Consider the following 17,439-nt stretch of genomic DNA (forward strand, 5'->3'; position numbering starts at 1 on the left):
ACGGAGCGCCCACATGACGCCACGCTCGTCCCGCACCACCGTGCCCCTCGTCCTCGCGCTGGCCACGGTCACCACCGCCTTGACGCTCCAGCAACCGGCCCACGCGGCAGCCGACCGGATCCGCCTGGGGAGCACCACGGACGTGAGCCGCGTTTCCTGGAACGGTCCCGCCTTCACCATGAACGGGGCGGGCGCAGTGGTGACCGCCTCCATGGCCCGTGCCGTCGACGAGATCCGTGGCGGCACCGGCAGTCTCGACGTCGTCGTCCTGTCCGGCTCCGCACCCACCTCGGGCAGCCCGACCCCCGAATGCGACACAGTCATGGCACTGTCCGGCGTTAACTCCTGTACCACCTGGACGCTCACCGCGGCAGCCGACGGCAACAACAGCCAGGTCAACACCGACATCCGCAACGCCGAGTTCGTGTACTTCGCAGGCGGCGACCAGTGCCGCTACGCCGCGTGGAAGGGCACCGCCCTGGAGGCGTCCGTCGAGTCCGTGGTCGCCAAGGGCGGCGGCTCCGGAGGCGGAAGCGCCGGCCACCACATCAACAGCCCCCTGGTCTACGACGCCTGCAACGGCAGCGTCACCAGCACCGAAGCCCTCGCCAACCCCTACAACCGCTACATCAGCTTCACCACCGGCATGTTCGAATGGGCCGACTACGGGGCCGTCCTCAACGACTCCCACTTCGTGACCCGCGACCGCATGGGCCGCACCATGGCCTTCCTCGCCCGCGCGGTGAAGGACGGCCTCGCCCCGGGCGGAACCGCCTGGGGAGTCGGCGTCGAGGAAGGGGGTGGATCACTCTTCCTCGACCGCAACGGAAAGGCCACCCAATACGGGAAGGACGCCTACGTCGTCCTCGCGGACCACCAGCCCGAACAGGCCCTCGACCGCAAGCCCCTCACCTACACCGGATTCAAGATCTGGCGCCTGGCCCCCGGAACGATCTTCGACTTCAGGAACCGCCCCACCTGCGGCTACTACCTGCGCAGTGTCACCGGCGGCGTCCCCGACACCAACCTCTACAACGGAACGCCGATCACCGACTGCGCCGGCCAAGGCGGCGGCACCCTCGCCGAGAGCGAGCCGAACGACACCCGCGACACCGCCGACGATGCCACCGCCCTCCCCTCCCCCGCGACCCTCACCGGCAGCATGAAGTCCGCCAGTGATCGCGATTACTTCAAGGTCTCCCTCTCCTCGGGCCGGACCGCCACCATCACCTGCGCGATCCCCTCCGCCTACGACGCCGACCTCTACTGGCTCGACGCGGCCGGCAGCACCCTGGAACGCTCCGTCAACGACGGCGCCGGCACGGACGAGAGCCTCACCTTCACCCGCACGGCCACGGGCACCGTCAACTACTACCTTCAGACCGAGGCATACAGCGGCTCCGGAACCACCCCCTACAGCTGCACCCTCACCAAAAGCTGACAGCCATCCTCCCCCAGCCGGCATACCGACCCCGAAGGCCCCGCACGTGCACCGAGCCGTGCGGGGCCCGGCCCCACCGGCGTCACACCGGATGCGCCAAGGTCCAAGGATCAAGCAGGGCATCCAGCTCACCCGCATCGAGCAGGCCCTTGCGTGCCGCCAGCTCTCGCACCGGCAGGCCGGTGTCCAGGCACGCACGGGCCAGTTCCGTGGCCCTCTGATAGCCGAGGACCGGGTTGAGCGCGGTGGCCAGACCCGCCGACCCCTCCACATCCGCACGCAGACGAGCCTCGTTCGCCTCGATCCCGGACACGCACCGCTTCGCCAGCAGCCGCCCCGCGGCGTCGAGACGCTCCACCGCGGTCAGCAGGAGGTGCACGATCAGCGGCTCGAAGGCGTTCAACTGCAGCTGCCCGGCCTGCGCGGCCGCCGACACCGACGCGTCGACACCGATGACGTGGAAGCAGACCTGGTTGACGGCCTCCGGCACGACGGGGTTCACCTTCCCCGGCATGATGCTCGACCCGGCCTGCAGGGCCGGAAGCCGGATCTCGCCCAGACCCGCGCCGGGCCCGGAACACAGCAACCTCAGGTCGTTGCAGATCTTCGACAGGCGCACCGCGTACTGCCTGAGCGCACCGGACAGACCGAGGAACGCACCCATGCCCTGGGTGCTCTCGACGAGGTCGCGGGCGGGACGGACGGGCACACCGGCCACCGCCGCAAGCCGGGGCACGACCGCTCGGGCGAAGCCCGGCTCCGCGTTCAGCCCGGTCCCGATCGCGGTCCCTCCCAGATTGACCTCCAGCAGCGCAGAAGCAGCGTGCGCCAACGACGCGGCATCGTCACGGACGGTCAGTGCGAACACGTCGAATTCCTGGCCCAACGTCATCGGCACTGCGTCCTGGAGCTGCGTCCGTCCCAGCTTCACGGTCTTCGCGAACGCCTCGCCGCGCTCGGTGAAAGCCTCCGCGAGCACGCCCATACTTCCCAGGAGCCTGCCGGAGGCCGCGTGCAGGGCGATCTTCACCGCCGTCGGATAGGCGTCGTTGGTGCTCTGCGAGCGATTGACGTCGTCGTTGGGATGCAGGTGCTCGTAGGCGCCGCGGGGGTGGCCCAGCAGCTCCAGGGCACGATTCGCGATCACCTCGTTGGCGTTCATGTTCGCCGACGTACCCGCACCCCCCTGGAAGACGTCCACGACGAACTCCTCGTGCAGCCGCCCGCTGCGGATCTCCCCGCATGCCGCCACGATCGCCTCCGCGCGCTCGGCCGGCAACACCCCGAGGTCCCGGTGCGCCGACGCCGCGGCCTCCTTGACGCAGGCGAGCCCCACCACCAACTCGGGGTGTGCGGACAAGGGGATCCCGCTCAACGGGAAGTTCTCCAACGCGCGCAGGGTGTGGATGCCGTAGTACACCTCCGCAGGAACGCTCCGCTCCCCGATCAAGTCGTATTCCGTCCGTCGTGTCCCCAACGCACTCCCTCTCGTCCCGCCCGGGCCATCACTCACTCGGTGAAGTATCATGCAATACAAATCTGCTTCGCAAGAGACAGTAAGTAGCATTTGTTACACCAACGATGGCGGACGCGCCGTCCGCCGAGGGCCTGGTGCCGGATTCCGCCCTGCGGCATCCGGAGCACCACGCTCACCTGCCGACGGTCAGGCAGCCAGGAAGGCCCCCTGGCCCACCCTGTCGGGCCCGGAGACCCGACGAGACGAAGCACTAAGCTCGGCGGACGCGACCATCAGGACGAACGGAAGGGAACACCCCACGATGAGCGGCACGCTCGCCGACGACATCCGCGCCAAACTGGGCGATTTCAGCCCCGCCGAGCGCAAGGTCGCCCGCGTCCTGCTGGCCGGCTACCCCTCCCCGGTCTTCGAGACCGTCGCCGTGATCGCCGACCGGGCCGCCGTCTCCACTCCCACGGTGCTTCGGTTCGCGGCACGGATGGGCTACCGCGGCTTCCCCGACCTCCAGGCCGCCGTTCGGGAGGAATTGGACGCCCGCAGCGCCTCCCCCGTCACGCTCTACGAAGCCGCCGGCCTGGGCCATGCCGAGGAACCGCAGGCGGCGGCCACCGTCCTTCAGCGGGCCGGCGCCGCCATGGGCCCCGCCCTGGAACGGACACTGGCCGAGATCCCTCCGCACGACTTCGATCGGGCGGTGGATCTCCTCGCCGATCGCAAGCGACGCGTCATCCTCGCCGGTGGCCGCTTCACCCACCTCCTGGCCCAGTACCTCGGCCTGCACCTGATGCAACTCCGGGAGGAGGTCCACTTCCTCCCGGACCGACCCGTCGAGCGGACCGCCGCCCTCACCCGGTTGACACGCCGCGACGTCGTGGTGCTCTTCGACTACCGTCGCTACGAAGAGGACAAGACCGCCATCGCCCGACTGGCCCGCGAAAACGGCGGCCGCACCGTGGTGTTCACCGACCCCTGGCTCTCCCCCGCCGCCGCCCACGCCGACGTGGTGCTACCCGCACACGTCGGAACCATGGCCCCCTACGACAGCCTCGTGCCCACCATGGCCATCATCGAGGCCGTCATCGCCGGCGTCATCGCCGCCCTCGGCCCCGACGGCCACAGGCAGCTCACCCACAACGAGGACACCGCCCGCCGCATAGGGCTCATCTGAACCACGCATCCGGCTCCGGCACCCGAACCCGGGCATGATGCTCTGGGCACGGCAGCCGGAACGCTTACGGTGCGTTGCCAATCGCCGCATCCGTGAAGCCCCCCGTACCCGAAGCTCCAGTGCAGGACAGAACCCGTTTCGTGGAGTTCTTCAAGACGTGGCAGTGGCAGGTGACCCATGTCGGACCCCGGCTCCCGGCAAGCGCATGACCTGACCACCGGCGCCGTGGCACGGCGACTGGGGGTTTCCCCGACCACGGTGCGTTCGTGGGATCGCCGGTACGGAATCGGACCGGCGGAGCACACGGGTGGGCGGCACCGGCGGTGGAGCTCCTCGGACGTGGAGGTGCTGGAGGACATGTGCCGCCTGACCACATCCGGGGTACCACCCGCCGAAGCGGCGCGCCGGGCACGCGCCCGGCGGGAAAGAGCAGTCGGGACGACGGTCCGCTCGGGCGGAGCCGGATCCGAGGCGCTCCGTCGACAGGACCGGTCGTCACCTGGGCCTGCCGCCTGGGCCGATCGGGCGAACCAGAACCCTGGCGGAGGTCTCCCGCTGGGCCGCGACGTGCGCCGGGAGTGCAGGGGCCTGGCCCTGGCGGCACTGCGGCTGGACGGCCCCGCCATGGCCACTCTGCTCGACCGGGCGGTACGCGCCTACGGCGTGGTCGTAGCCTGGGAGGAGGTGATGGGCCCGGTGTTGCAGGCCGCGGGGAGCAAGTGGGAGTACTCCCCCGAGCGATACATGGAGGTCGAGCATCTACTGTCCTGGCACGTCTCCACCGCTCTGAGCCGGTCTGTCACCGGTACCGCGCTCGAATCCGAGGCCATGGTGATCCTCGCCTGCGTCTCCGGCGAACGGCACACGCTTCCTCTGGAAGCGTTGGCCGCGGCTTTGGCCGAGCACGGCGTGCGGGCTCGCATGCGGGGGGCCTCCGTCCCGATGCCGGCCCTGGAACGGGCAGTGCGACGATCGGACCCGTGTGCCGTGGCGCTGTGGTCGCAGACGTCCGCCCTCGCCGGGCGGATCGCCCGCGAACCGGCCGCGACCCTGGGGGGACATCGCGAGCCACTGGTGCTGCTCGGGGGCCCCGGTTGGCTCGCCGGCGACCCCCCGCCGGGCACGGCACGCCCCACGGGACTGCGGGAAACCCTCGACCTGATCCTCCGGGCGTCCCGGCCGGAAGTGACGAACGGACGGACGACCTGAGAGGGCGCGCGGCTCACGGCGCGAGCCGGGACACTTCCACGACTCATGTCCCGGGGTGGACGATGCCGGCCCGGAGGCGGTGCAGCCCTCGGCGGGCGTGGCTCTTCACCGTCCCCAGCGGCAAGCCGGTACGAGCGGCGACTTGCGCTTGGGTCAGGTCCGCGAGGTAGACCAGTTCCAGGACGTCGCGCTGGGCGCGGGGTAGCCGGTGCAGCTCCTGGGCAAGAACGATCCCGTCGAGGACGTGTGCGAGACCGTCGTCGCGGTCTGCGGGGCGGGGCGCGGATCGGGCAGCCCTGGCCACCAGGTCGGTGCGGCGGGTGCGGGCGGCGAGCGCGTCGGCGACCTTGCGGCGGGTGATGCCGGTCAGCCAAGCAGGCACGGACCCGAGGTCCGGCCTGAAGTTGGCCCGACCTCGCCAAGCGGCCACGAACACCTGTTGCGTGAGGTCCTCGGCGTCCTGACGGTCTCCCAAGGAGCGGAAAGCGAGGGCCTGCACGAAGCGGCCCCAACGATGATAGGCCGCATCCAGGCTACGGGGGTCTCCGCGGACCAAGCCGCGCCCGATCCGCTCATCGGTCAGGTCGCGGAAATGGTCGGCGGCTACACGGTCCGCTGTGCCATGCACGGGCATCGGAGCCTCCTGATCGCGGCTTGCCTGCTCTAGGACTGTGCTCACGGTCCCTGCGGCCGCATCCCCGCGACAAGTCGCATCGTTTCTGCACCGAATCCCTCCTCGCGCGCCAAGGAGGTCGGGTACCGAGCCCACCCGCTCCCTTCGGGCCCCCTTCCACCTTGCCGGGGCCCCTCGACGTTGCCGTTTCGAGGCAGCCTCTGTCGCAGCTCTCCCGCCGGGGGCGCGGTCCGCCCGTCGCCGAGGCAGAGGACTGCGCCCGGTGTCCGGCACGGAGCGGACGCAGCGTGCGTCGTTCGCGCCGGTGAGCCACGGCTGTCGTAAGCCTCGGCCGGGTGAGGGGGTTTGATCACCGTCCAACAGCAAGGCCGCACAGGCCGTCGCACCGGCGGAATCGTTCGCCGCTCGACCCAACCGGCCCTGGCGAGCTCGTCAGGCGGCCTGGCGGGGCCGGAGTTCCGCGCGGCCGAAGAGGAGGGCGTAGCCCTCGGGGAGGCGGTGGAGGATGCGGTCGAGGAGATCCGGTCCGGTGAGGCGGGCGACCACATTGAGGACGGCGCCGGTGTCCCAGCGGGCGACGGCGGGGGTGGTGCCGGTGCGGGTGGCGATGTCCTTGACGAAGCCCCAGCCGGTGAGGGGTTCGGTGGCGGGGATCTGGGCCGTGAAGGCGAGGGCGGCTTCGACGGGGAGGCAGCGGGCGAGGTCGACGCGTTCGTCGCCGGTGATCTGCCGGCCGAGAGCGGTGAGGACGTTGCGGACGGCTTCGTCGGCGCGTTCGATAACTGCCCGGCTCCCCCGGCCCTTCGTAGCTCCCTCCGGGCCGAAGACCCCAGACCCGGACTGCCCTGAGCCCAGGTTACCGTGGACCGTCTCGGGCGCCGCTTCGGGCCTGCTGCTCGACAGGAGGAACGACGGCGCCATTCGGCAGGCGCCATGCAAGGTGGCCCGAATCGGAACAGTCAGCGCTCCGCGCCTGGGGCAATCGCCCCCGAGCCCCCAACCCCACGCTGTTCGTTCAGCACGTGTCAAAGCGGAGCGCTGGTATTGCCGATCCTTCCACTCGTATCGGTGACTGCCATGGCAGTCCTGATGCTCAACGTTGCAAGAATCGTTGACCGTGATGAGCGTCATGTACGTAAATGCGGGCGATACGGAGTCCGGGGGTTCTGTGAGCTGGTGTCATTGGCGCGCTGGCCCGTCCCAGACCGCGCGGCCCATCCAACTGGCGGGTCGTAGCGACGGCCTCCCATTCCTCCTGTACGCCTGCACGCCGTGCCGCGAACAACGGGGCCTGACGCCTCGCGGGCAGCAGCCGGGGCTCGCGACCGAGCGGGCCGACGGCCCACGGTCCTTCGCCTCCTGAAGCGGGCACCCCCGCCAAGTCACATGTGCCCGGAGGGTTCGGTGTCGGGCCTCAGGGGTCTGCCCCTCGCCCACTCTGCTGCCGTTCGAGCATACGACTCCTGAAGACCGGCAGCGGCGCCCCATAAGGACTCCGAGCACACTGGTCCGTCCGGGCCGCAACACAGAGGAACGCGCGGTGTTTGAAGACGCCGATCGGGAGCACGTGAGGGTCACGACCAAATCCGGTACCACAACGAGGAGGTCCCCATGTCGGGCACCGAGAAGACCAAGGCTCAGGTCGAGCAGGCGAAGGGCAAGGCCAAGGAGGCCGTGGGCCGCGCGGTGGGCAACGAGCGGATGACCGCCGAAGGCCACGCCGACCAGGCCAAGGGCAACGCCCGCCAGGCCAAGGAAGACGTCAAGGACGGCCTCCGCCGCCACTGAACCCACGCCACACGCAGCCCCCCTGCGCCAAGGCGCCCGCCGGGCCCCGATCCCTCCCTCCGGGTCGGGGCCCGGCTCCGTAATCGGCACGGGCTCCCGCACGGGATACCGCATCTGCCGCCTCCGGAGCGGCGGCGGGAGGCCGCAGGCCCCTCGGCCCGGAAACCTTCCGACCCGCGGGAGTCGTGGCAGGTGGCGGGCAGCGTCCGGCCGACCGCGACACCCGGGCGGGTATGCGCGACCCCGCGGGCGGTTGGACATCGGTGGTTCCCGGACTGCTCGGCACGGCCGAAGGGGGGCATCAGAGCCGAGCCGTTCTCGCGGAACGGTGCCTTCGCCGCAGGTGTGGGCAAGTCGGCTGCAAGTCGGGGGCAAACTCCTCCACCCAGAGTGGAGGCATGAGCAAGAGCAACCCTTCCGATCTGTCCGTTCACCCCTACACCCGCGAGATGGCGATGATCCACCAGGTGTTCCGCCGCGAGTCCCGTCTCCTGGCCGAGCTCGTCCAGGACGTGCCGGACGCCGACACCGGCCGTGCGCGGGTCCTGGCCGAGCACTGGCGTCTGTACACCATCGGCCTGCACGCCCATCACACGGGTGAGGACGAGATGCTGTGGCCGGTCCTCCTCCCTCACCTCGATCTCGACGCGGAGCAGGTTCTGGCGATGGAGGCCCAGCACCGTGAACTGACCGAGGGGATCGCCGAGGTGCAGGTGCTGATGGACCGGTGGCAGGCGTCCGCGCGGGGCGAGGACCGTGACGAGCTCGCGGAGGCGCTGCGCCGGCACCACCGTCACCTGTGTGCCCACTTGGACGAGGAGGAGCGGGAGGTGATGCCGCTGGTGGCGCTCCACGTGGGAGAGGAGGACTGGCACGCGGTCGGTGAGCGTGGTCTGGCCGAGACGCCTCGCGACCGGTTGATGATCGCTCTCGGGGCGATCCTGGAGGACTGCTCGCCCGCACAGCGGCGGGAGTTCCTGGCGCGGTTGCCCGTGCCGGCACGGGTGCTGTGGAAGTTGCTCGGGCAGCGACAGTACCGTCGCGAGACGTTGCGGATCCGCGGGCGGCGCGCGTCCGTGTGACGACTACGACCGTGCTCCCTCCCGGTGCCGCCCGACTCGTACGAGCACGAACCGCCCCGGTCGCCCTGCCGGGGCGGGTTCACCGCGGTGGTTGCGGTTCCGGCAGTTCGGCGAGCGCGGTGGTGGCGGCTTCCTGCCAGTGGGGGGAGTTCCAGGCCGCGGCGACCTGCGCGGCTTCGAGGTAGTGGCGGCGCGCGTCCTGGGGCCGGTCCAGGAAGCGGGCCAGGTCACCGAGGCTCTGCGCGACGGGCCGAAAGACGATGCTGAGGCTGCTCGCGCCTCCGGCGAGCCCACGCAGTGGCAGCAGTTCCCGGTAGACCTCGGCGGCCGCTTCGCGGTCGCCGAAGGCGATGGCGGCCGTCCCGCGGAGCGCGGCCAGGATCCCGAAGGCGAAGTCCCGCAGCAGGGGCATGCGCCGGTCGAAGGCCTCCCGGGCCTCGTCCGGGCGGCCCGCGGCGAGCAGGGCGAGGGCGGTGAGGGACTCGTTGTGGGGCTGGTACCTCTCCCACACGGCGAGCAGCTGGGGCAGGACCTCGGTGAGTCGTCCCTGTTGGAGGCGGACGCATCCGAGGGCGAGGCCCGCGAGTCCGCTGAGGTCGACGGAGCCCCGGTCGCGCAGTTCGGCGACGGCCGTGTCCATCTCCGCTTCGGCGTCGTCGAACCGTCCCTGGGTGAGGGCGAGCAGGGGGTGGCGCAGCCGGGCCACGGCGGCCAGGCCGTGGAGGTGGTAGGTGTGGGCGATCCTGTCCGCTTCCTTGAGGCAGTGCTCCATGTGGGTGGGATCGTTGCGGGCCGCGGCCATGCGGGCGGCCGTGTAGGCGCTCATCCAGGCGTACTCGGGCCGGTCCGGTGAGGCGACTTCGGTGAGCTCTTGGTGGAGGTCCCGGTAGGTGTCCGGGGCGAGTTCGCAGTCGATGCGCCGCAGCAGCGAGGTGAGGGTCAGGCCCCGTAGGGGGGGGTCTTCGGTGGCGCGGGCCAGGTCCACGGCGCGGCGGGCGTGTTCCACCGCTCGGGGGTCGGTGTCGTCGAGGGCGTCGGCCAGCTGGTCGGTGAGCAGGCACCGCTGCCGGTCGGTCAGGTCGACGCTTTCGAGGAGTCGGGTGAGTTCGGTGACGGCCCGGGTGTCGGAGGCGGCGTAGGCGCGCACGCGCCAGGGGGTGGGTTCGGTCCAGGTGGTGTAGGCGGCGGTCAGCAGCTCGGGGCGGCCGTCGGTACGGGCGGCTTGTACGGCCTGCTGTTGTGCCTCGCGGGCGGGGACGACGGCGCCCATCCGGATACGGCAGTCGACCAGTTGGCCGAGGAGCCGGACGCGGAGCAGGGCGGGGTCCTGATCGAGGAAGGCGCTGTGGTGGGTGTCCAGCAGGTCGAGGGCCGCGTTCAGGACGGTTTCGGCGTTCTGAGGGGCGTAGCGGCGGATGGCCTGTTCGCAGGCGAGGCGGGCGTGGTGGACGGCGGCCGTGGCGTCGGTGGTGACGACCGTGGCGGCGTTGAGGAGGTGGTGGGCGGTGGCGGCGACGTCGTCTGAGCCCAGGGCGATCAGGCTGTGGCCGAGCCGGGAGTGCATGCGGGCGAGCCGTAGGCGGGTGAGGTCGGCTTCCAGGGCGTCGCGTACGAGGGCGTGGCTGAAGCGGACGGTGCCCGGTCGTGGTTCGGTGAGGAGCCCGGCGGTGATGCCGGCGTCGAGGGCGTCGAGGAGTTGGTCGGCGTCGGTGTCGGTGGCGTGGAGCAGCAGGGCGACGGGGGCTTCGCGGCCTGCGACGGCGGCCAGGCGCAGTCCGGCTGTGGTGGTCGGTGCGAGGAGTGCCAGGCGTCGGCGCAGGACGTCGTGGACTCCTTGCGGGATGCGGGCCATGGCCTGCTCCTCGCCTTCGTCGACGAGCAGGAGGGAGCTCTCCCTGAGGTAGAAGGGGTTTCCGCCGGTGCGTGCGGCCAGGACGGCGGCGGCGTGGTCGCTGATGTCGGGGGAGAGGCCGCGCAGGAGCGTGGTCGCGTGCTCGGTGGCGAGTCCGGTGAGGTGCAGGCGCAGGGGGGTGCGGGCCGCCAGGCGGGCGAGGGCGGCGGTCAGGTCGCCCTCGCCGGTGCGGTAGGAGGCCACCAGGAGGAGGGCGGCGTCGGGTAGTTGTTCGGCGCAGAGGAGGAACAGTTCGACGCTCTCCTGGTCTCCGCGGTGCAGGTCGTCGAGGAAGATGGCCAAGGGTTGCCGGCGGGCGGCGTGGCGGAGCCAGTTCAGGAGCGCGCGGTGCAGGCGGAACCGTCGGGCGGGGCTGCCGTCCTGTTCGCTGTCGTCGGTGCCCGGGGTCAGCAGGGGCGCGAGTTCGGTGGCGTCCGCCTCCGGTGGAGGGGAGGTCTGGGCCAGGCTCGGGAGGATGTCGAACCAGGCACGGCCCGGTGGGGCTCCCTCGGTCTCGGGGCAGTCTCCGGTGACCGTGAGCCAGCCCTGTTCGCGCAGTTGGTGCCGGGCTGTGTCGAAGAGACTGGACTTGCCGATGCCGGCCTCGCCGGACACCAGAACAATGCGGGCCCGGCCGGTGCGGGCGCCGGCCGCCGCGGCCGCCATCGAGTCGAGTTCGGCTCGGCGGCCAAGGAGAGGACCTGGCAGTGGGTCGTCGGCGGCGGGACCCGTGGAAGGGCACGCCGCTTCGGTCGGCCGGTGGGGCTGGTCGGTGCCTGCGGGACGGGAAGGTTGGGGCGTCGCGGTGGCCTCTTCCTTCCACGGGGTGACGGCCGGAGGCGCGGACGCCACGGTCGCGGTGACGGACCCTCCCGAGGGGGCCGGCTCGGCTCCGCCGGTGGCCCGCTGCAGCAGGGGCAGGTCCTGGTGCAGCAGAGCGCGTTCCAGCGCTACCAGGGCGGGACCGGGTTCGATGCCCAGCTCCTCGTCGAGGACGTGCCGTGCCTCTCGCAGAGCGGCCAGGGCGTCCCCCTGCCGGTCACGGGCCCACAGGGCGAGCGCCAGCAGTCGCCAACCCTCCTCGTGGAGCGGCTCCTCGCGGGTCAGTGCGGTGGCCTCGGTGAGGGCCTGGGCGGGGCGATCGCACGCGAGGTGCGCGGCGGACAGGCGCTCCCGTGCGGTACGACGGATCTCCTCCAGACGGGTGCGCTCCCCCGCGGTCCAAGGCTCGTCGGCGAACTCGGCGTACGGCTGTCCACCCCAGGTGGCCAGGGCTCCCGTCAGCGCATGTGCGGCCTCGCGGGCGGGCATCCCCGCCCGCGAGGCGGCCGACACCCGCTCCTCGAAGACCCAGGCGTCCACAGCTTCCCGCTCCAGAACCAGCGCATATCCGTAGGGGGCGCTGACCAGGAGCCGAGCCGGCGTTCGCGGGGCCCGTCCCGGTTCGAGGGTTCGGCGCAGACGGGCGATGTAGGCATGAAGGGAGGCCTGCGCGCTCGGGGGGACGCGGGCCGGCCACAGCCTCTCGATCATCTGCTCCGTGGGCACGACCGCGCCACGAGCGAGCAGCAGCTGGACGAGGACCATGCGGGCGAGCCGGCCCCGCGTGTCGACCGCCCGGCCGTCGACCTCGACCCGGAACGGACCGAGCACCTTCATTGTGACCATGACAAGCACATCGTAAGGGGCGCCCCGTACCCCAACCGCCGCAGGTCAGTGGTGCGGGGAGCGCAGGACCGCCCAGAGGGCGACCTGCGTCGGCGCACGAAGCGGGGCCGGCGGGTTCGCTCCCGATGCGGGTGCGGGTGCGTGGTGGTGGAGCGGTGCGGTGGCAGTGGGCGTCACGCCGGCCCACCGCCTCGGACGGACCCCGGTGGGCCTCGAAGGGAGAGCCTTGAGCAAGGAGAACGGCGGGGGCAGGAGACGGGGCAGGGGCACGCTCAGCTCCGCTCCGCCAGGGCGCGGAAGCGGTCCCACTCGACCTTCGGGCGCTCCAAGCCACGCCGGGTGAGGTAGCGGTCGGTGGCCCGCTTGGCCTGCCGCAGGACCCGCAGGGCGTCCTTCGGGCCGCCTGACCCCATGGGTTCGATCACCGTGGTGGGAACGAGCAGCCAGCCGTCCGGGGTGGGGCACAGGACACCACGGACGAGGGCGTTGTACATGTGGTCGAGGTGCTCGTCGTGACGGTGGACCAGCAGCCCGGCGGGTCCCGGCTCCACCGGGCAGTCCGCCGGCACCTCGACCAGGTACCCCTCCGGTGTGGGCCGCGGCCGGGTACGGGCCAACACCGGCGCGCCCGAAGCGTCACGGCCCGTCAGCACCGCCGTGGGCAGGCTCGCCAGCTGCGCGGCCCCCGGCAGAGCCGACGGCACGGGTCCGCGCGGGGACGGCCCGGGCGCGGGCAGTGCGTCCAGCGGGGGCCTGACGTGGACTTCCTCCGGCTCGACGGTGATGAGCAGCCGCAGGTAGTACCAGGACATCAGCGGCCTCATGGGACGCGAAAGGTAGGCGCGGCTGTGGGGTTGCCGTTCGAACAGGCGGCGCCAGTACTCCTCGGCGCCCTGGGGGCCGGCCATGATCAGGTCGGGGCATCGGGCCCGGCCCCGTACGAAGATCTGCGGGGCGGGGTCCAGACCGGACCCCGTGGGGTCGGAGAAGAGCAGCGCGACCCTGCCGTCGCGTCGTACGTTCAGCGCCTTCTGCGCGAACGCGAGCGAGGTCGTCAACAGGATCGTCCCGTCCTCGCGGCATTCGGCCGCCGTGGGCCACGCGGCGGGTGCCCCGCTCTTGCCCAGAGTGGCGAACTCGCAGGTGCGATAGGCGTCCAGGGCCCGGCGAGGAGCGGTATCGAGCACGGTCACGACGCTCCCCCGGCCCCGAATGAAGAGTCCGCTTCGCGGCAGGCGGAAGCGAGCCGGAGCCCGGCCGGCGCCACATGGACCGTGTCGTGCAACGGTGGCGATGGCGGTGACGCGGATACGGGTGCGGACGAGGTGCCACACGGGATGACGGACTGGCTCGCGACCGCGGCTCGGAGGCCACGGGCAACACGGAAGGACGGCACGTTCGGGTTCCTCTTGGATCAGGGGGGATGGTGCGAGCCCTACGGTGCCGGTCCGGCCTTGGCACCGACTTGCCGGCCACTTGCCACCGACTCCGGACCCGCACCCCCTCACCCCACCTTCCAAAAGCCCTCAGGGCGCACACCGGACCCGCCCTACGCACCGCCCGGCAGAAGCCATTACGCGTCGTCAGAGGGGTTCCACGATTCCCGACCCACGGCGGCAGTCGAATCACCTCCGAGGAAGTCGACCACCACGCCCGAACACGCCACCTACACACCCGGGAGCCGCCGCCAGGTCACCCTGGGCCCACGCGCCACCGGCCCCGGAAGAAGCGACCATCCACACGGCCAGTCCTCGCCGTCCGCCGAGCCGACGAGGCGCAGCACAGGGGCTGTCGGGGTGTGGGTGGCTGGTGCTGCCCAAGACCACGGCCGCCCTGTTGGCGTCCCGGCCGGAGAACGCCACCGCGATCACGGTGCCCTCCCTCGCCCCGGGCGCAGACGCGGCGAGGGCGTTCCTGTTCGGCAAGAACACCCGATCGAAGATCTCCGGCTGGACGCAGAAAGTCCTGGCCGACCAGCCCCTGTGCAAGGCCAAGGGAGGATCGGCCGTGCGGTTGCTTGCCCTGGTCCTGGCCACGCGAACCGACGCCGGCGGCCTGCTGGGCGCGGGGGCCGGTGTGCGGGTCAGTGCCCTGAACTGCATCCGGCCGGTGAGAGAAGCGGCCGTGAGCCCCTTGCCTTGCCCCGCCGGGGCAGGCAAGGAGCCGTCGTGCGCATGCCGAACTTCACCAGCCGTCTGAGCCTGGAGGACGAGGTCCTCGTCATCACCGTCCACGACCCCGTCACCACCGACCAACGCGCAGCCCTCACCGACGACCTGCACACCCTGATCACCTCACACGCGCCCGCGGGCGTCGTCATCAGCCTCACCCCGCGGGCCGGAACCACCCCGGCCGCCTCCGTGGTCCTGCGGCTGTCCCAGCACTGCGCCCGGGCCGGGCTTCCCCTGGCAGTGGCCACTCCCGCCCCGGCGGTCCGTCGTCTGATCAACGCCAACCAGCCGTCCCTGCCCGTCCACGGCCACACCGACGACGCTCTCCAGGCCGCACGACACCGCCGTCACTGAAAGCCCCGCCGGGCCCGAGCCCGGCCGGCGGCTGCAGGCCGGCATCCAGGGCATGTTCCGCGCGAGACGCCGCGAGGGCCGGCTGCGCGCCTGAGCCCTGGTGGCGCAGTCAGAAGGTCGCGTTGGTGTGCGTGTTCTGTGTGACGCCAATGGTGTCGCAGCGCACCTCGGTGGGCCGGTCGCAGCGTGGGGCGTTGTTCCGACTCGCCGCGGAGCGACAGCACGCCGAGACCTGCCCGCTCAACCTCGTGGAAGTCCTGCAGACGATCGCGCACGGCTCGCAGGGCGTGGCCGTGGTGGAGGGCAACGAGCTCCACCTGGTCCTCCCCGGCGACCTGACCGGTCTCGGCGCCCCGACCCCGGCCGATGCGGGTCCGGCCGATGTCGGGGACCGGTTCGGCCTGGACGTCGTCACCGTGCGGCCTCTGTTGCCGCCGCTGATCAACAGCGCCGTCGTCATCGCCCGCTTCCTGCACCACCACGACCACGACCCCGATGTCGTGGCCCAGTTCAAGGTCCGGCGGCCCGGGCAGGCCCGTGCGGTGAGCTGGGGCGAGTTCTGCCACGGCCCCACCCCTGGCGATCATGCCCGCTTGTACGAGCGGCTGACCGGCGGGGCGAGGCCGGACCATCCCGTGGCCGTCTACGGCCGTATCACCGCGGTCCAGCGGGACCGTCAGGGCAGGCCCGTCGTCCGGCTCGCCGACGGGCACGGCTACAGCGTGCGGATCCGCTCCGACCACGCACCCCTGCTCGACCGGCTCACCGCGGGCGCCTTCGTCCTGGCCGTCGGCATGTGGAAGGTATGGACACCCGACCGCGGCCGGCCCGAGCTACAGCTGTTCGCCGAGGAGCACTGGCAGCTGGCCCACTGGACCTACGACGACACCACCGGCAGGTGCGGCCCACCCGCGTACCCAAAGCCTCTGTCCCTGTCCCAGCGCACCCTGCGCCAGGCCCGGACCGCCGCGGCCGCCCCGCGGCCCGGCAGACGCCCCGAGCCGACGCCTGCCAGCCCGCCGCCGCCCGCACTTCCCATGCCGACGACACCGCCACCTGCTGTCCCGCCGGCGCCGGCGCCGGCCCGCGCGACCGCGCCGGTGCCTGCGCCCTCCTCACCTGCGCGGCCGGACCCGGTGACACCGGCCGCAGTCCCGCTGCCCGCCAAGCCGTCGCTGCCGCCACGGCCGATGTCCCCGCCCGAGCCCCCGGCCCCGGCTGAACCCCATCGGCGGAGGAAGTGGTGGCCGTTCGGCCGGCGCACCTGAACACGGCCGATCAGGAATGGGGCCTGCGGTGCCGACCCGTGGCCTTGGGCAGTACGGCGTCCGTGGGACCCGGCGTGCGCTCGGCTTCCTCGTTGAGGTTCATGAGGTGGCGCTGGGCGGCGGCGTAGTGATCCACGAGCACGGTGGGGGCCCGGTAGCCGTCCCAGCACCAGCAAACGGAACCTGACACGGACGAGCAGCCGCCCGCCGTCCCGCTGACAGGGCTACCCGCTCGGGCAGTGGATCGCCGACAACCGGCGCTTCCACGCCCGCGGAGACCTCGACGAGGCTCGCATCGCGCAGTTGGAGAAGCTGGGCATGGTCTGGTCGCACTACGACGTCGCCTGGGAAGACGGCCGCGCGGCCGCGCGAGGATGGGCGGAGGCGAGCGGGCACCTCCTGGCCCCGACCGAGGCCACACACCAGGGGTACCGGGTGGGGATCTGGCTCAAGAACGCGCGAGCCGCCGCCCGCAACGCCACCGAGAACGAACGACGGCGGGCCGAGGGCCTGCCCGTGGAATCCTCCACCGGAGTGTTGACGGAAGCGCGCCGCGAACAGCTGGACGACATCGACCCGTCCTGGTGCCCGGCCTGGGCAATCGAATGGCAGCGCGCCTTCCACCTCGTCCGACTCCACCTGGAGGGCGGGGGCGAGCTGCCGGTGGGGCCGGGAGTGGTGGTGCACCAGGGCGAGGACCTCGGACGGTGGATCCGGGCGCAGCGGTTGGGCTGGGACAGGCTCAGCACCGTGCAGCAGTGGATGTGCGGGCAGATCCTCGGGATCGAACCCGCGGCCGAAGAAGAGAAGCCGGCCCCACGCCGTACGCAGGCCGACAAGTGGGCGGTGAACTTCGAGGCCGCCCGGCAGTTCTTCGAGCGTGAAGGGCACCTGCGGGTGCCGAGGAAGCACGTCGAACGGCTCGTCGTCGGCCAGGCCCAGGAGGAGCGGGAACTCCGGCTCGGAGCCTGGATCGGGAACCAACGCAGCCGGGCCGCGACCCTGACCCCGGAACGCATGGAGCAGCTGTCCGCGATCGGGATGAGGTGGGCGTGATGGGCATTGTCGTCACCGAGTGGGACGCGAGGGGTGTCCTGGCTGCTGTGGAACGGTTCCCGTGGACCCTGGCGTCGCCCGGCTCCCGGTGTGTGCCACTGGCGATGTCGCCATGGGGAGCGATTGCGCACTGGCTCGCTGATTGAGGGCAAGTCGCGTGTGGAACAGAAAACGGAGATGGCGATCTGCACCCGGGCATCAGGAGAAAGTCCGGCAGGTGGCGCGAGATTTT

15 protein-coding genes and 1 pseudogene are annotated in these 17,439 nt (G+C 71.6%); 10 read left to right on the forward strand and 6 right to left on the reverse strand.

The genetic code is table 11. From position 1 onward, the window contains the following. Positions 1-13: 13 nt before the first annotated feature. Complete coding sequence (locus ABTZ17_RS13510; protein WP_352195731.1) at positions 14-1,441, forward strand: pre-peptidase C-terminal domain-containing protein; 1,428 nt, start codon at positions 14-16, stop codon at positions 1,439-1,441. Between the two features lie 82 nt (positions 1,442-1,523). On the opposite strand, the gene ABTZ17_RS13515 is transcribed toward ABTZ17_RS13510, so the two are convergent. Next, positions 1,524-2,861: an aspartate ammonia-lyase gene (locus ABTZ17_RS13515; protein ID WP_502994665.1), complete on the reverse strand. Its 1,338-nt coding sequence runs from the start codon at positions 2,859-2,861 to the stop codon at positions 1,524-1,526. A 358-nt stretch (positions 2,862-3,219) separates the two neighbouring features. Here ABTZ17_RS13515 and ABTZ17_RS13520 point away from each other — a divergent pair, with 358 nt between their 5' ends. Both ABTZ17_RS13520 and ABTZ17_RS36890 read left to right on the forward strand, forming a co-directional pair. Next, a complete protein-coding gene (locus tag ABTZ17_RS13520; RefSeq protein ID WP_352195733.1) occupies positions 3,220-4,086 on the forward strand; it encodes a MurR/RpiR family transcriptional regulator in 867 nt (288 codons plus the stop codon). Positions 4,087-4,263: 177 nt separating this feature from the next. Beyond that, entirely contained in the window at positions 4,264-5,295 is a 1,032-nt protein-coding gene (locus ABTZ17_RS36890) for a MerR family transcriptional regulator (RefSeq protein ID WP_502994666.1), read from the forward strand. Positions 5,296-5,338: 43 nt separating this feature from the next. Here ABTZ17_RS36890 and ABTZ17_RS13535 read toward each other — a convergent pair whose 3' ends face one another. Both ABTZ17_RS13535 and ABTZ17_RS13540 read right to left on the reverse strand, forming a co-directional pair. Continuing rightward, positions 5,339-5,929 (reverse strand): RNA polymerase sigma factor, encoded by a 591-nt coding sequence (locus ABTZ17_RS13535; protein WP_352195734.1) that lies wholly within the window; start codon positions 5,927-5,929, stop codon positions 5,339-5,341. A 432-nt stretch (positions 5,930-6,361) separates the two neighbouring features. Next, a complete protein-coding gene (locus tag ABTZ17_RS13540; RefSeq protein WP_352195735.1) occupies positions 6,362-6,850 on the reverse strand; it encodes a DUF2267 domain-containing protein in 489 nt (162 codons plus the stop codon). Between the two features lie 690 nt (positions 6,851-7,540). Between ABTZ17_RS13540 and ABTZ17_RS13545 the strand changes: the two genes are divergently transcribed. Both ABTZ17_RS13545 and ABTZ17_RS13550 read left to right on the forward strand, forming a co-directional pair. Further along, positions 7,541-7,717, forward strand: coding sequence for a CsbD family protein (locus ABTZ17_RS13545; protein ID WP_352195736.1), 177 nt, complete (start codon positions 7,541-7,543; stop codon positions 7,715-7,717). 398 nt (positions 7,718-8,115) lie between these two features. Next, complete coding sequence (locus tag ABTZ17_RS13550) at positions 8,116-8,799, forward strand: hemerythrin domain-containing protein (RefSeq protein WP_352195737.1); 684 nt, start codon at positions 8,116-8,118, stop codon at positions 8,797-8,799. A gap of 79 nt (positions 8,800-8,878) precedes the next feature. On the opposite strand, the gene ABTZ17_RS13555 is transcribed toward ABTZ17_RS13550, so the two are convergent. Then, entirely contained in the window at positions 8,879-12,358 is a 3,480-nt protein-coding gene (locus ABTZ17_RS13555; RefSeq protein WP_352195738.1) for an ATP-binding protein, read from the reverse strand. A 272-nt stretch (positions 12,359-12,630) separates the two neighbouring features. Next, positions 12,631-13,551, reverse strand: coding sequence for a pyridoxamine 5'-phosphate oxidase family protein (locus ABTZ17_RS13560; protein WP_352195739.1), 921 nt, complete (start codon positions 13,549-13,551; stop codon positions 12,631-12,633). Positions 13,552-14,167: 616 nt separating this feature from the next. Between ABTZ17_RS13560 and ABTZ17_RS13565 the strand changes: the two genes are divergently transcribed. The 3 genes from ABTZ17_RS13565 to ABTZ17_RS13575 all read left to right on the forward strand — a co-directional run bounded on the left by ABTZ17_RS13565 (position 14,168) and on the right by ABTZ17_RS13575 (position 16,151). Next, positions 14,168-14,557 carry a hypothetical protein gene (locus tag ABTZ17_RS13565; protein WP_352195740.1) on the forward strand — a complete coding sequence of 130 codons (390 nt, stop codon included), beginning with the start codon at positions 14,168-14,170 and terminating at the stop codon, positions 14,555-14,557. Then, positions 14,533-14,883 (forward strand): hypothetical protein, encoded by a 351-nt coding sequence (locus ABTZ17_RS13570; RefSeq protein ID WP_352195741.1) that lies wholly within the window; start codon positions 14,533-14,535, stop codon positions 14,881-14,883. Before ABTZ17_RS13565 ends, ABTZ17_RS13570 begins: the two co-directional genes overlap by 25 nt. 194 nt (positions 14,884-15,077) lie before the next feature. Then, positions 15,078-16,151, forward strand: coding sequence for an OB-fold nucleic acid binding domain-containing protein (locus tag ABTZ17_RS13575; protein ID WP_352195742.1), 1,074 nt, complete (start codon positions 15,078-15,080; stop codon positions 16,149-16,151). A gap of 10 nt (positions 16,152-16,161) precedes the next feature. On the opposite strand, the gene ABTZ17_RS13580 is transcribed toward ABTZ17_RS13575, so the two are convergent. After that, positions 16,162-16,341, reverse strand: coding sequence for a DUF6087 family protein (locus ABTZ17_RS13580; RefSeq protein WP_352195743.1), 180 nt, complete (start codon positions 16,339-16,341; stop codon positions 16,162-16,164). A 44-nt stretch (positions 16,342-16,385) separates the two neighbouring features. On the opposite strand from ABTZ17_RS13580, the pseudogene ABTZ17_RS36895 reads away from it, so the two are divergent. Beyond that, a pseudogene (locus ABTZ17_RS36895) lies at positions 16,386-16,469 on the forward strand (helicase associated domain-containing protein); the annotation flags it as partial. Next, positions 16,470-17,207, forward strand: coding sequence for a helicase associated domain-containing protein (locus tag ABTZ17_RS13585; RefSeq protein WP_502994669.1), 738 nt, complete (start codon positions 16,470-16,472; stop codon positions 17,205-17,207). Positions 17,208-17,439 lie beyond the last annotated feature (232 nt).

This window comes from Streptomyces sp. NPDC097619, from assembly GCF_040302735.1.
Classification (GTDB): Bacteria; Actinomycetota; Actinomycetes; order Streptomycetales; family Streptomycetaceae; genus Streptomyces.

Excerpts from the sequence above, each read along its gene's own strand:
- ABTZ17_RS13520 (WP_352195733.1), top strand. The coding sequence starts at position 3,220 with ATGAGCGGCACGCTCGCCGACGACATCCGCGCCAAACTGGGCGATTTC.
- ABTZ17_RS13570 (WP_352195741.1), top strand. The coding sequence starts at position 14,533 with ATGCCGAACTTCACCAGCCGTCTGAGCCTGGAGGACGAGGTCCTCGTC.
- ABTZ17_RS13585 (WP_502994669.1), top strand. The coding sequence starts at position 16,470 with ATGGTCTGGTCGCACTACGACGTCGCCTGGGAAGACGGCCGCGCGGCC.
- ABTZ17_RS13540 (WP_352195735.1), bottom strand. The coding sequence starts at position 6,850 with ATGGCGCCGTCGTTCCTCCTGTCGAGCAGCAGGCCCGAAGCGGCGCCC.
- ABTZ17_RS13545 (WP_352195736.1), top strand. The coding sequence starts at position 7,541 with ATGTCGGGCACCGAGAAGACCAAGGCTCAGGTCGAGCAGGCGAAGGGC.
- ABTZ17_RS13555 (WP_352195738.1), bottom strand. The coding sequence starts at position 12,358 with ATGGTCACAATGAAGGTGCTCGGTCCGTTCCGGGTCGAGGTCGACGGC.
- ABTZ17_RS13535 (WP_352195734.1), bottom strand. The coding sequence starts at position 5,929 with ATGCCCGTGCATGGCACAGCGGACCGTGTAGCCGCCGACCATTTCCGC.
- ABTZ17_RS13550 (WP_352195737.1), top strand. The coding sequence starts at position 8,116 with ATGAGCAAGAGCAACCCTTCCGATCTGTCCGTTCACCCCTACACCCGC.
- ABTZ17_RS13510 (WP_352195731.1), top strand. The coding sequence starts at position 14 with ATGACGCCACGCTCGTCCCGCACCACCGTGCCCCTCGTCCTCGCGCTG.
- ABTZ17_RS36890 (WP_502994666.1), top strand. The coding sequence starts at position 4,264 with ATGTCGGACCCCGGCTCCCGGCAAGCGCATGACCTGACCACCGGCGCC.